We start from the raw sequence: 13,631 nt of genomic DNA on the forward strand, positions 1-13,631 counted from the left end.
GGTTCGTAAATGTACTCAAATCAGCTAGTTTTATTTATCTCAAAGTGTCCAGAGGAATACACCGGTGCAAAGCATATTGAAATGCCTGAAAGTGGTGGTTCGATAGGTCGTTCCCCAAGCTGTAGCGTGTCTTTAGCCGATCACAACCGCTTTATCTCGGGCACTCATTGTTTGCTCAGCGTGTATGGAGATACCTACTATATAAGTGACGTATCAACTAACGGCACAATGGTAAATGGGAATAAAATACTAAAAAATCAACCCGTTGCGATAGTTGATGGCGACATCATTTCTTTAGGGCAATATGAGATTGGTGTTTCTCTTGAGCACGTTACCTCAACACTAGACATCGCCGCTGATATTGCTCCTGAGCGAGTATCTAGCGATCCTCTGGTTAGTCTAGGAGATGCGGTTGTCGAAGAGGAAGAAAAAGTCGGTGCCTTAGAAGATTTGTTTATGGAGACTAAACAGGATGACATTGATTGTCATGATCCTGTTGCTCACCTTAACTTTTCGATGCAGCGAGATGACGATTACTTAATTCGTGATAATGAGCGTACAGAATCTGAACAACCTAGAACCGTGGAAAGCACGCGTCAGGTGGTCGATGACAGTTTCAGTATATATTCCGAATTTGATCAACCAAGCCTAATCCCTGAAGACTGGATGGCTGCGGAAACCAAGAGTAACGCATCAGTCAATGACGCATTAGCGCCAGAAAGCGGTAAGCCACATAGAGCCGATATTGCCTCAGCTGAGGTGATGCAACCTGGCACAGTAGCCCCAGATAGCGCGATTCAAAGACAACATCGTACGCCTAATGTAACTGAGATGGTCATAGAGCAGGCTAATACAGGGTCAAAATGGGAAGAGATGACCCAATCTTTTACGCCTTCTCCTAACACTAATCAGCAACTTCAAATACCTACGGCACAGCATGCGATAAACACCACGACGAAAGCACAAGTCGATACTGATGCGGCCGTTTGCTCTCAAGATATAGCGCAAGCGTTTTTTGATGGTTTGGGTATTCGAAATCCAGAGTTGATGACAAACGAGGCGCAGTTATTCAAGCAAATGGGCACTTGCTTGCGTTTATGTATTGATAACCTACAGAAAGAGTTGCACGAAGTGGAATCGTTAAAAGATGAGCAGAGTGCGAGTGAGGCTAACTCGAACATCGCAGAGCTAATGCTCACTTTGAATAGTCAGCAATTACTGGCTCCAAATGAACTGGTTGAACAAATGCTCGATGAGCTGAACGATCACCAAGTTATGTTTAACAAAGCACTGAATGAGCTCGTTTTAGAACAGTCTGAAACGAACGATCCCGTAGCATTTGCTAACAGGGTCGCTAGCCAGTCTTTGTTCTCAACTAAGTCAAAGCTGTGGGCCGAATACCTAGATTTCTACACTAATAATCGTCGCCTGCTTAATGAAACATCCTTAAAAGGGCTGATTAAGAAAAACTATAACAAAGTGATTAAGGGAAACCATGCGTAGTATCGCCGTATTACTCGGATTTGCCATGTTGTCCGGTTGTTCCATGTGGGATCAATTTAAAGAGTCCACGGGTATCACACCAGAAACTTCGTCGATTGAATTGGTTATTGAGGCATCACCTGTACTCAATGTGAGAAATGGGGGCCAGTCATCTCCAGTTATTCTCCGTCTTCACGAATTAAGTTCGCCAGTATTGTTCCGAAGCTTAGATTTCTTTGCCTTGTTTGAGAGCGATAAAGCGTCGTTGGGTGATGAGTACATCAAACGTTACGAATATCAAATACAGCCAGGTGGAAAAGTTCATGAAATGCTAACGCTAGACCCTGACACTCGTGCCGTCGGTTTTTCAGTGGCTTTTCGTGATATTGATGGTTCGTCATGGCGAAAAGTGGAAGTTATTGAAGAGAAGAGCGAGTACTACATCAAGCTCAAGTTAGAGGGCAGTGAGTTAATTTCTGATAACACTCGCGGCATTGAACAGGTTTACTTTTAAGGGATAGAAACATGTCTTTATACAATCCAGTTGTTTGGCAAGATGGAATGTTCATGAAGCCGCAGCATTTTCAACAACTCGATCGTTCACAAAGTAAACTTTCGAGCATGCTGAGCGCCAATGCGTCGCCTTTGCATTGGGGAATTAAACGTTTAGAAATCAACTCTCAGTTACTAGCGCTGGGTAAAATCGGTATTACTCGTGCTGAAGGTATTTTACAAGACCGGACACCATTTGAGCTTCCGTTGCTTGCCGAGCTGCCTGAAGTGAAAGATGTAGATCCTTCGATTGCCGATAAAGTCGTTTATTTGTGCTGTCCGTTACCATCGGAACGTTCTGAGTTGTTTGGTACCAAAAAAGACGGTGCGCGCTATACGATGGAATCTCAAGAAGCGGTTGACGCTTGTTATGATTCGGAAGACATGGCAAATATCGTCGTCGGTAAGCTTAACTTTTGCTTAATGTACGATCATGAAGATAAGAGTGCTTACACGTCTATTCCGATCTTAAAGATCTCAGAAGTGAAGCCTGATGGCAGCGTGATCTTAGATGATAGTTTCATTCCTACCTGTATCGATATTCATGCGTCGACAGTACTGAGTAAATTTGCGACCGAGTTTGCTTCTATGTTGAAGCATCGCGCGGAATCGATAGTTCAGCGATTAGGGGTGGTGGATCAACAAGGCGTATCATCGGTTTCTGACTTTATGCTATTGCAAGCGCTCAACCGATACGAACCCTTGTTTTGGCATTTCGCAAGCACAGAAGCTGTGCATCCTGAGTCTTTGTATCGAATTCTTCTTCAGGCAGAAGGTGAGCTTTCGACGCTGTGCTCAACGACACGCCGACCTATTGAGTTTACGAAGTACAATCATGGTGATCTTACTAGCTGTCTTTCTCGCGTCCTAGACAGTGCGAAAATGACATTGAGCGTGATGTCTGAGCAACGAGCAATTCCACTGACCTTAAAAGATCAGAACTATGGCATCAGAACGGCAGCAATCCCTGACAATAAGATCATTGATACGACGACCTTTATCCTCGCAGTTAAAGCTGACGTGACCTTGGATGTCCTGCATACCCAGTTTGTCAGCCAAACGAAGATCGGTTCTATCGATAACATACGTGACTTGATTAACCTTCAACTGCCTGGGATTGAGATCAAACCAATGCCAGTTGTGCCACGCGCGCTGCCGTATCACGCTGGCTACACCTATTTCGAGCTCGATAAAACGGGCGAAGAGTGGATGGCATTGAAGAACACTGCTGCGATTGCGATTCACGTTGCGGGCGATTTCGCTAACTTATCATTGCAACTTTGGGCCGTTCGTCTATGAGTTACGCAGAAACCGACGTCACCGTAGTCTTATTCCAACCAGAGCCTGGCAAACCAATGGAGGTAATGCCAGCGCCTGACTTGTCGAGAAACATCGCAGTACAAGATCTATCTATCGATAACATGGGTATTAACCCGCTAGTGGACCAGTTCTCATGGTTGATCGCCAGTCTGTCTTGTATGTCTTCGATCCCTTGGCTTGATGACCCGATGCCATTTCGTGAACAAGTGGCACGTGAGATTCGAAAAGGTGAACGAAAACTTAATGAAATGGAGCTCGATCGTGCTTCGGTTCTTGTTATTCGTTACTGCTTGTGTGCGGCGATTGATGAATCTGTTTGTCGGCAAGAATGGGGAGCAAATAGTCACTGGAGCCAGAACAGCTTACTGTCTGAATTCCATAACGAAACATCTGGTGGTGACAAGTTTTTCGTTATTCTCGACCGCTTAAAAGCCGACCCTCGCAAATACCGTCACGTTATAGAGTTTCTCTATTTATTGCTTCAACTTGGTTTCCAAGGCAAGTACGGCCGTGAAGAGCGTGGTAACGAAAAGTTAGCGGAAATTGGCAGCACCATTTATCGATTAGTGCGAGATGACCGCCTAGCAGAACAAGAAAAAGTTTCTTTAATCAACCTTAAAGCTAAATATCTAAAGAAGCCGTTAAAAAGGGTAATTTCACCCAAGCTGATCTTAAGTCTTAGTGCTATGACGTTTGCGCTTATGTATGCGGCAACCTACATCGTCATAGACTTAAAATTTCAGCAACTGCTTGAAATGTATAGATAACCAGAGATCTAAAATGAGATCTTCTGCCAGTTTTAGGGCTTATTGTGAATATCACTGGTTTTTTAGTGAAATTCACTAGTTATTTAGAGAGATTGCAGTTTGCGATCTCTTTTATCATTCAATCAATAAAATTCAAATGGATTGGTTATGGGCGTAACAGTTGGTGCGAATGGACTTTCGATAGTTCATAAAGGCTCAGGTGGTGAAGCGAATGCAACGCTCCCAGATGTTTGTTTAACTAAGGTCGGCAAGCCAGTCGTCCCTATCCCTTATGGCAACAATGCTAAATCAGCAGACCTTGCTGGTGGGACTACGACAGTCTCTATGGATGGCGGTAACAGTGTCGCTATCAAGGGCAGTACGTTCTCAAAAAGTACCGGCGATGCGGGCGGTGACAGAAAAGGCGTTTCCTCTGGCACGATAGAAGCTGAAGCAAAATTCATTTCAGCCTCACCAACGGTTAAATTTGAAGGTAAGGGCGTATGTCGTCTGTCCGATCAAATGACCATGAACAAAGCCAACACGATGTGTTTGGGTGGCGCACAAAACCCATCGGTTTCTGTGACTGAAGAGCAGGAAGGGACGTATACGCTGGATATAGAATGCAAATATCCAAATGGGCTCCCTTACTCTAATGCACAATTTTCTTTAGTCGAACCTTCAGGTGCTGTCATTGGGAGTGGAGTGCTGGATTCTAGCGGAAAAGCATCTGTTAATGGTCTCGCTCTAAAAGAATGCAAGTTAGTGCTCAGTGAAACTCAAGACTCTTACACCCCGAACCAATCTTTAGCTGAAAATATTGTGACGGAAACTTACCCTGATCCGAATGATTTTTGTACGTTTGTCGCAGGTCGCCGCTCACCATTTTGGGAAGATCGTGTTGGGGTTGCTAATGACTGGGGGATATTGATGTCCCCATCCTTCAGTGATGATGACTTTAAAGACATTGTGTTAGAGCAAAGCCGTATATCGTCTCCTTATGCGATTAGTCAAAATCACTCTAAAGACTTTTCTGATGCTTATGTTTCGGCACTTTATCACATCCAAACTGATACTACTGCGCTAGAGAAATATGAACCTTTAGTTGAACTGCTCTTGGAGCAAGTGCACGAAAATGGCGATATATTGAGAGTCTTATATCAAGCTGATGTGTTTGAGCCTCCCTATGAATTATTAGCGAAGCTTCGCTTTTTAGGGACTGGGAATACTGTGAAGTATTTGCAGTTTGTTTTATGGACGTTGATAAACAATCAAATCTGTTCATACATCGATGAGCTAAACAGTGAAATCATCGGTCGTTTAGATTTCATACAAAGCCAAGCTTCTGCAAGATCGTTGAGTTCTGTTGAAGAGGGTATAAACGGTTATAAAAAAGCACTTAACCACTTCAAACAAGCACTTCCTGACGTCATTAGCCAAATTTTCGAAACCAAAAATGACACCCTAATTTCTATATCGGCAATGGCCCTTGGGAGTACCGTTAACATAGCGAGCCAATCTAGCTTTGCTACTAATTTAGGTAGGGTTAATGCGGTGGTGTACACGAAGTCAAACAACTTGAACCGCCCATCATTTGTCACTTTTGACGATAACTTTTCTGACTAGGACATTTAAATCATGGATGCAGTTTTTCCGATAGCGCAGCGAGAAGGTGACGCTTACTACACGCTCAGTGATTTTACGAAATTGTTTGATCAAGCTAAGAGCGGTCGTTATTTAATAGGACAAGGGTACGGTTGGCATAGTGGCATTCACTTAACATCAAAAATGTTACCGTGGGGGAAAGGGCTCAGACCTATTCAAGCGATGCTTGATGGAAAAATAGTGGCATTTCGCATAAATCCTGATTACCTAACATCAACGTACCAAGAGCAAGAGTTTAAGTATAGTAATAACTTTGTGCTTATCGAGCATGAGGCTGTAAACCCCGAAGATAATGAAGATGTATTTAAGTTCTATACACTTTATATGCACCTTGCGCCACCTTCAGATATTGGCGCCAATTCATCTATAACCACGCGTTACCGTTTACAAGAAGCGAGAAATGTACGCACTTTCAAACATAGTGATGTGCCTACTAATTCTGGTGAAAAAAAACAGTCGATGTCTAAAGGAACATTACTTGAATACCTGTATGCAGAAGAGGAGGAGACCCATCCATACCAGATCGACAAAAATACCTACAAAATGATAAAGTGCCGTGTGGTAGAGAATGGTAAATCGGCAAGTGGTAGCGAAAAAGCACTGTTAAACAAGATTGTTTGGTTTGCTTCGGGTCTCAATAGTGACTTTGACATTTTAGAAGATTCCTCTGCTGTCCTATCAGAACCAGTTTCAGAACCTAAATGGATGTCGGACAAGGCGGCAATGATTAGGGACGGTAGTGTGGTTTCTTTACTCCCACTCCTATTTAGAGAGGGGATAAAGGTTTCAGCTGGGGAAGATATCGGTTACATGGGACTGCATGAGTACAGTAACGATGCAATTGGAACTAAGAAAGAAGATAATCGTGTGCATATCGAGATGTTCTCTTTTGAGGAGCCGCCCGAATTTTTCAAAAAACAGATTTCTCCCAAAAATGCGGAAGAAAATCCACTTGTTGTTCTCGATGGGGCCGATAGTAGCGGTGCCGTTGATATGAGTAATTCGTTTATTCAGCAATTACTTGAATCTGTGACAGAAGATCAAGTAACGGACTTCTCCTCGTTCACTGCTCGCGATGCCAAAGTATACTTAGACGGTAAGCGTAAACACTTTGAGCGATTTATTGTGAAACATCCTACAGATTGGCATACAGAGTCGTCACAAAGTCTTTATGAATCAATCCATCAGACCGCAAAGGAAGCTCTAGATATTAAGTGCTCCGCTGGTTTTGTGACTATAGAGGACTACCGTAACTCCCCATGGTGCGATCAAGTGATGGATAGCTTTGATCTTTTCTCGCAATTCGAACTGGAAAGAGCAGATAAGTTCTCATGGATGCAAGATTTACAAGGTGATTTGCAACTAAGCGATGATAAGAGCCTTTGGCATTATTGGCCTTTTGTAGGAAATCACACCCAAAGTAAATGTTTCTGTAATCGTGATATTTCCAAGAGTTTTTTACTTGAAGTCTTAGGTGGAAAAGAAACTATTTTTGAGAACTCTCATTATGACAGTATGAGAAATGTTTCTTTAGAAGAGTTATTAAATAGCTTGAATGACATGTTTAGGACGTATGAAATCGATGATTGTTTGAATAAAATCCACTTTCTGTCTCAAGCATTTCAAGAAAGTGATTTTTTCAAAACGACGGAAGAGTACTATTATAACGGGAAATATCCAGAGAAATGGAATAAGTACAGAGGTGGTGCATTCTATCATGGACGTGGTTTATTACAGATAACACATATAGAAAACTATGCTAAATACTTTGGTGTGAATACTAAAGATCTTACAAAAGAAATGGTAGAAAGCGTTGCTAAAGATTTACACACGGCAGTAGATTCTTCAGGGTGGTTTTGGGTAAAAGGTAGTGCTTGGGGAGATATTCGTCCATTCGCTACCAAGAATGATCTATTTCGTGTAACGATCTCAGTAAATGGTGGTTACAATCATTTGTTAGAGAGAAAAAATAACTTATTAAAACTTTCAAAGTTGATTAATTGTAATTCAATATCCGATAACTATGACTTTAGTAAGTTTTATCTTAAGGATAGTTCAATGATCAATAAAAATTACTATAAAAGAAGTAAGAGTTTACATCACAAGCTGGAGTTAATGATAAATGAATAAAATGATTACATTTAGTTTAATCTTTTTATCAACATATTCTTTTGCGGAAAGCAGTATTACGCAAGAGCAAAAATTCACAGAGGCTGAGGGGCCTTTTTGTCAATATTCTCTAAAAGCAAATGGAACTTCATATGATTTTAGCTTTTTTGACTCATGTGGCACAAGCGATTTAATTAAATTGAATGAAGAGCTTTATTTGGTTGACTTGACTAATGGTAATATAAACAGCGAAGCATACTTTATTTTTGACACAGAAAAAAAAGAAGTTCCAAAAGAGATTGGTAGTTTGAACCTTAGTTATGACATTTACGATTATGGTTTTGATATTATCGATCATACATTATTGGACAGAGATAATGGTAAAATAATAAAAAACGCTAATAATAATTATACTGGCGTGTTGTCTTACATTTTCCAGAGAGATAATTTTAATATGAACATACCTAAAGATAGGATTTTGTATTGGAATAGAAATGGAGAAGAGAATTATTGTTCTTCTACAATAGTTTTTTCTGCTAATTATGACGAACATAGGCGAGATGTTTGCTGGAATAGTTTTTCATCAAGATATGAATATGTTGAGATTATTGAAGGTAGAGTAAGTTTAAGGATAAAGGGAGAGTTTGATGGAAGGCAGTTTAAGTTTGATAATAATGGTGAAGAACTGACGATTAATCCATATAATGGAAAGTATAGTACTAACAAAACCAACGAAAAATTCCCTGATGAAGACTATTTTAATATAAAGTGAATATATTGTTTTTATTTTTAATGTAGTTGAAATGCTTAAATTCAATGAAATTTATAAATCAATTGTGATGGTCGGGTTTTCATTTATTGTGTCGTTTTCAAATTTTGTAAGTGCAAGCTGCAACCAAAATTCTGTCATATTTACGTGTGATTTAGAAAATAAAGGTGGCAGTTTGAAAGCTTGTTTTAATCAAGCCGAGAATTCGATGTACTTCGTTGTTGACGAAAATGGGTTGAAAACAGTTTATGCCCCACGAAAGGGGAAGAGTTTAGATAACTATAAATGGATAGATATTTCTCTTGAAGAACCTGAATTCATTCCTTTGAAATTTGAAGTAAATGAAAACAAGAATGCGTACTTTTCATTGACTAGAGGTGGTGGACGGTTGAGTGTCGTTGCTAGCTTCGTTGACATGATTGAAGATGAAAATGCTGTTGAGTACTACTGTGAATTGGGAACTGAAACAGCTCTGGATCCCAACGTTAGATTAAAAATAAAACACGTAAAGCCTAATGAGTTTGAAGCTTGGGGTTAAATAGCAATAGATTCCGGTGAGAGCCTAAATAAAATTCATTGTAATAAAAAGTTAGCTTTTCTATAAAATTTACTCGAGATGTTTGGATAAGAAATGTTCAGATAAAAAGCGCCGAAAGGCGCTTTTTATTTACGTTTTAGTTAACCGTTAGAAAAGATGTAGACCAATCTTCGGAAGATTAGGCAAGCAATGCGTAGTATCTGGTCACAAGTCGGTATGAACTTGTTTTGTAGAAAACGCCAATAAAATTGCTAAACAGCTACATGATAATAGAACGACACCTAAGTTTTGTACTGTTCCAGCCATCGCTAATCCCGTCCCGATTATGATGTAGTACATGAGCCCAAATAAAGCGCCTGCGCTGCCAACCTGTTGTTTATAATTAACGAGTGCATCACTGAGTATGTTGGGTATCGCAATCCCGTAAGACATGACGACTAACACCATTGGAGCAACAAACCAGATTGATTGGCTCAGAATCAACACACCGACTGATCCCAAACTAAGCAATACTGCTGAGAGCCAAAGTAGTTGGCTTTTTCGAACATTTTTAGACACTAGGGATTTGTTTAAATAACTCCCAAGCAGAGTGCCCAACCCCAGTACCATGCCACTGTATCCAAATTGTTCGGAGTTATACCCAAGTACTGAGAAAGTAAATGCGCCAAGCTGGTAATAAGAAAATAGAGCAATGTTATACAAAGCAACCAGTAATCCTGAGCGCCAAATTCGCGCGTCTCTTACCATTTTCCAGCTAAGTTGATGCAACCGTACTGGTGTCTGTTCCTTCTGTGTTTCAGGAAGCTTAATAACGTTGTAAGCGAGCAATACTAACGCGATTAAAAACAAGGCAAAAAACACATAACGGTATCCACCAAGCGCTGTAAGCTGCCCGCCTAATAGCATGCCAACTACCGGGCTGATTGATATACCCATCCCCATTAAGCTAAAGACTTTACTCAGTTCTTGACCGTCAAACGCGTCACGAAGCATAGTCTGTGTGACAACGGATCCTACCGCGATACCAAATGCGCTTAGGGCTCGCGCGGCCATGACAACAGCAAAGCTTTCGGTTTGAGTTGCGAGTAAAGATGCGCAACCATAGATAAAGAGCCCAATAAGCATGGTGGGCCTTCTTCCCAGTTTATCTGCGAGAACTCCCCAAACTACAACGCCAATGGCAAAAGCTAGGAAGTAAATCGACAATGTTTGGGCTGCTTGTGCGTGGTTTACATCAAATGAAAGAGCGACTGAGCTCAGCGCTGGGCTATAAATAGTTTCTACAATTTGCGGAAACATCAACATAACCAGCATGAGCCATAAAGAGGGCTTAGTATTCATATTGTTACCCATCGTTAATGAAGTTGGCGGGCAGTATAAATGAGGCTATGATTGATCTAATAACAACATAAAAACCAAATACATCAACATTCGGACAAAATGGCGCTTATTAACGAAAAAACACAATTTGATGCAGACAAAATTTCTAATTGTGTAGTGGGAATTGCTGCGGATATTGGCAAGCACGACTCAGGTATGCATATGCACAAGAAAGGGCAGTTATTGTACGCACCTCAAGGTTGTATCAGTTTTGCTCTGGAAGACTCGATTTGTATTTTGCCACCGACAAAGGCGGTTTGGATCCCACCTAATACGCCGCATCGTGCACTAATGACGAATGTGGTGGCGTATCGATCTTTGTATTTTGATTGTGAGGAGTTTGCCTGTCCGAGTAAGATCACGATGATAGAAGTGAATAATTTACTCCAAGCTCTTATTGATAAAATGTCATTTTGGGAGTGGGATAAGCCTAGCAGCGAGATGGTAAATACGACGGCGCTTTTTTGGGAGGAGTTTTATGCTGCGAAACGTTATTCGTTTCAGTTGCCTTTGCCATCGCATCGGCGCTTAACAACGTTTCGTCGAGAGTTGGTTGAACCTTCATTTCTAGCTCCTTCGCTTACTGCTCTTGCAAGCAAAGTTGGGGCAAGCACCAAGACGGTAACACGATTATTTAAGTCGGAAACGGGAATGAATTATCAAGATTGGCGGCAACAGTGGAGGCTTTTAAAAGCCGTTGAATTGTTATCAACGGGCATGCCAGTCAGCGCAGCTGCCGATTGGCTGGAGTTTTCGTCAGACAGTGCTTTTATTGCATTTTTCAAAAAGCAAACTGGACAAACACCTCTGACGTTTATGAAAACCAAGCCTTAAGCGTCAAAATGCTCACACTCTTTCTAGAACAAACCCCAGGTTCGCAGGCTCAGCCTATAAAACATACATAGGCAGGTACCAACATGCAGGTTACTTGTCTTTACTCTGCAGTTTGCGAAAGTATTGCGTGGTAAAATCAACAAAGGCTCGGATGCGTTTTGGTTGATGTCGGTCGTGATGATAAAGGAGTGAAAATTCCACACTCGGAATGCTCCAGTCGGTAAACACTTCTTTTAGCTTGCCTGTCTGGAGTTCTTGTTGGCAATAAAGTGTTGGCACACGGATGATGCCATTTCCCGCCAAGGCTGCTTTTATCATTACTCTGCCGCTCTTACATCGTAACTGTCCACGTATCTGGTGTTCAGTTGACTGCTTTGTATTCGTGTTCTCAAATGCCCACCGTGTCACACTACCTGTCAAACAAACGTGTTTTTCTAAGTCCTTTGGATGTGAAGGATAGCCATATGTTTCTAAATAGTTTGGGCTTGCGTATGTCCCCATTTCCACATCGATCAGTTTGCGAGCGATAAAGTTGGAGTCGTCTAACTTTCCCATTCGAAAAGCGATATCGAATTCATCTGCGATTAAATCGACACGATGGCTACTAAAATCTAAGTTAATGCTCACTTGTGGGTGTTGGATTAGAAATTGAGCAACGATATCTGCGACAACGTCTTCTCCTAAATAGCCCCCCACACAGTTGATACGAATGTCACCTCTTAAGTCTTCTACATCATCAACCACTGCCATAACAGCTTGATCAATATTGTGAAGGGCAGTTTCACACTGTTTATACAGAACCTTGCCTGCTTCGGTGAGGTTCAGTGTTCGAGTGGTCCTTTGTAGCAAAGTGACACCAATCTGTTGCTCCAGATTTGTTATTTGACGTGAAACGTGTGAGCGAGAAACGCCAAGTTGCTCTGCTGCTTTCGTGAAGTTTCCTAGTTGAGCGATTAGGACGAAAGAGCGAATATCCGCAAGGTTGATGTGTGTTTGCATGATGACTTCTTCATAATTCAAAAAAGTATTGTTGCAGTATAACAACAGTGTTTCAACTAGGTCGGTATATATCAACAAACAAAGTTTTCTTAAACTTACCGCCACTGATGTAAACCGTTCTATTAAGGATTCAAAATGAAAAAGTTAATTGTTATTACAGGCGCTAGTTCAGGCATTGGTGAAGCGATTGCACGTCACTTCAGTGAACAGGGCCATGCTCTTCTTTTGTTAGCAAGACGTGTAGAACGTTTGGAAGCATTAAACTTACCAAATACGCTTTGTGAAAAGGTAGATGTGACCGACAAAGCTTCTTTTGAGGCTGCAATTGAGAAAGCTGAAGCGTTGTATGGTCCGGTAGATGCACTTGTAAATAACGCAGGCGTTATGCTTCTCGGTCAGATAGATACTCAGGAAGCATCGGAGTGGAAGCGCATGTTTGATGTGAACGTAATTGGCTTACTCAATGGCATGCAGTCCGTCCTAGCACCTATGAAAGCACGTAACAGTGGTACGATCATTAACATCAGCTCTATCGCGGGCAAGAAAACATTCCCTGATCATGCTGCTTATTGCGGTACCAAATTTGCGGTTCATGCTATTTCTGAAAACGTACGTGAAGAAGTTGCATCATCGAATGTTCGCGTTACGACGATTGCACCTGGTGCAGTGGAAACGGAATTACTTTCACATACAACGTCTCAAGATATTAAAGATGGCTATGACGCTTGGAAGGTGGATATGGGCGGTGTGTTGGCCGCAGACGACATTGCACGAGCAGTGCTGTTTGCTTATCAGCAACCGCAAGGTGTATGTGTTCGTGAAATTGCTTTGGCACCGACAAAACAACAACCTTAACATTGAGTTACGGCGATTTTAGGTCACTAAAGCCGTAAAGCTTTGCATATCGATTCGTGATTGAGATGGCATCTTTAAACTAAGTTGCGTGAAAATTTAGGTCATCCATTTAAATCCGGACACTAAGTGTGTTATTGCTTATACCCAAGTTACTCAAGGTGAGAAAAAACTTTGAGTAATTTGGGTTTTTATTTGGTCTCAACTTTAGGTAGCGGAATTTATTTAGGTCGAAGGCGATAGTTGTGAAGAAAGGAGAGTGTGACGTAAAACAAAATGAAGCAATATCCGTCTCTTAATGAGAATTGATTTCATCAACGTCACAAGCCGTTACAATTATCCGTTAGGTATTATACTTTGTGGGTGGTTAATATTTAACCAAACA

At 41.3% G+C, this 13,631-nt stretch carries 11 protein-coding genes and 1 pseudogene; 10 read left to right on the plus strand and 2 right to left on the minus strand.

What is annotated here, in order from left to right:
- Positions 1–9: 9 nt before the first annotated feature.
- The 8 genes and pseudogenes from R7Q47_RS07065 (at position 10) to R7Q47_RS07100 (ending at position 9,181) form a co-directional block, all read left to right on the plus strand.
- Entirely contained in the window at positions 10–1,503 is a 1,494-nt protein-coding gene (locus R7Q47_RS07065) for a type VI secretion system-associated FHA domain protein (RefSeq protein WP_154204267.1), read from the plus strand.
- Positions 1,496–1,996, plus strand: coding sequence for a type VI secretion system lipoprotein TssJ (tssJ, locus tag R7Q47_RS07070; RefSeq protein ID WP_005386118.1), 501 nt, complete (start codon positions 1,496–1,498; stop codon positions 1,994–1,996). The genes R7Q47_RS07065 and tssJ overlap by 8 nt, the downstream gene beginning before the upstream one ends.
- 11 nt (positions 1,997–2,007) lie before the next feature.
- Positions 2,008–3,333 carry a type VI secretion system baseplate subunit TssK gene (gene tssK / locus R7Q47_RS07075; protein WP_154204268.1) on the plus strand — a complete coding sequence of 442 codons (1,326 nt, stop codon included), beginning with the start codon at positions 2,008–2,010 and terminating at the stop codon, positions 3,331–3,333.
- Complete coding sequence (icmH, locus tag R7Q47_RS07080; protein WP_005373354.1) at positions 3,330–4,121, plus strand: type IVB secretion system protein IcmH/DotU; 792 nt, start codon at positions 3,330–3,332, stop codon at positions 4,119–4,121. The genes tssK and icmH overlap by 4 nt, the downstream gene beginning before the upstream one ends.
- A gap of 147 nt (positions 4,122–4,268) precedes the next feature.
- Positions 4,269–4,836 (plus strand): annotated as a pseudogene (locus R7Q47_RS26885) (DUF4150 domain-containing protein); the annotation flags it as partial.
- Positions 4,837–5,738: 902 nt separating this feature from the next.
- Entirely contained in the window at positions 5,739–7,895 is a 2,157-nt protein-coding gene (locus tag R7Q47_RS07090; RefSeq protein WP_318088801.1) for a hypothetical protein, read from the plus strand.
- Complete coding sequence (locus R7Q47_RS07095) at positions 7,888–8,646, plus strand: hypothetical protein (protein WP_005373345.1); 759 nt, start codon at positions 7,888–7,890, stop codon at positions 8,644–8,646. The genes R7Q47_RS07090 and R7Q47_RS07095 overlap by 8 nt, the downstream gene beginning before the upstream one ends.
- Before the next feature lie 31 nt (positions 8,647–8,677).
- Positions 8,678–9,181 (plus strand): hypothetical protein, encoded by a 504-nt coding sequence (locus tag R7Q47_RS07100; RefSeq protein WP_005373343.1) that lies wholly within the window; start codon positions 8,678–8,680, stop codon positions 9,179–9,181.
- 204 nt (positions 9,182–9,385) lie between these two features.
- Here the strand turns inward: R7Q47_RS07100 and R7Q47_RS07105 are convergent, their stop codons facing one another.
- Positions 9,386–10,522, minus strand: coding sequence for a multidrug effflux MFS transporter (locus R7Q47_RS07105; protein WP_154204270.1), 1,137 nt, complete (start codon positions 10,520–10,522; stop codon positions 9,386–9,388).
- A gap of 99 nt (positions 10,523–10,621) precedes the next feature.
- Between R7Q47_RS07105 and R7Q47_RS07110 the strand changes: the two genes are divergently transcribed.
- Entirely contained in the window at positions 10,622–11,395 is a 774-nt protein-coding gene (locus R7Q47_RS07110) for an AraC family transcriptional regulator (protein ID WP_154204271.1), read from the plus strand.
- A gap of 90 nt (positions 11,396–11,485) precedes the next feature.
- On the opposite strand, the gene R7Q47_RS07115 is transcribed toward R7Q47_RS07110, so the two are convergent.
- Positions 11,486–12,394, minus strand: coding sequence for a LysR family transcriptional regulator (locus R7Q47_RS07115; protein WP_053349221.1), 909 nt, complete (start codon positions 12,392–12,394; stop codon positions 11,486–11,488).
- A gap of 135 nt (positions 12,395–12,529) precedes the next feature.
- Here R7Q47_RS07115 and R7Q47_RS07120 point away from each other — a divergent pair, with 135 nt between their 5' ends.
- Complete coding sequence (locus tag R7Q47_RS07120; RefSeq protein WP_005373333.1) at positions 12,530–13,249, plus strand: SDR family oxidoreductase; 720 nt, start codon at positions 12,530–12,532, stop codon at positions 13,247–13,249.
- The last annotated feature ends 382 nt before the right edge of the window (positions 13,250–13,631 follow it).

Source organism: Vibrio sp. Vb0349, assembly GCF_033338975.1.

Coding starts and splice junctions, on each gene's coding strand:
- R7Q47_RS07065 (WP_154204267.1), top strand. CDS start 10: ATGTACTCAAATCAGCTAGTTTTATTTATCTCAAAGTGTCCAGAGGAA.
- tssJ (WP_005386118.1), top strand. CDS start 1,496: ATGCGTAGTATCGCCGTATTACTCGGATTTGCCATGTTGTCCGGTTGT.
- tssK (WP_154204268.1), top strand. CDS start 2,008: ATGTCTTTATACAATCCAGTTGTTTGGCAAGATGGAATGTTCATGAAG.
- icmH (WP_005373354.1), top strand. CDS start 3,330: ATGAGTTACGCAGAAACCGACGTCACCGTAGTCTTATTCCAACCAGAG.
- R7Q47_RS07090 (WP_318088801.1), top strand. CDS start 5,739: ATGGATGCAGTTTTTCCGATAGCGCAGCGAGAAGGTGACGCTTACTAC.
- R7Q47_RS07095 (WP_005373345.1), top strand. CDS start 7,888: ATGAATAAAATGATTACATTTAGTTTAATCTTTTTATCAACATATTCT.
- R7Q47_RS07100 (WP_005373343.1), top strand. CDS start 8,678: ATGCTTAAATTCAATGAAATTTATAAATCAATTGTGATGGTCGGGTTT.
- R7Q47_RS07105 (WP_154204270.1), bottom strand. CDS start 10,522: ATGAATACTAAGCCCTCTTTATGGCTCATGCTGGTTATGTTGATGTTT.
- R7Q47_RS07110 (WP_154204271.1), top strand. CDS start 10,622: ATGGCGCTTATTAACGAAAAAACACAATTTGATGCAGACAAAATTTCT.
- R7Q47_RS07115 (WP_053349221.1), bottom strand. CDS start 12,394: ATGCAAACACACATCAACCTTGCGGATATTCGCTCTTTCGTCCTAATC.
- R7Q47_RS07120 (WP_005373333.1), top strand. CDS start 12,530: ATGAAAAAGTTAATTGTTATTACAGGCGCTAGTTCAGGCATTGGTGAA.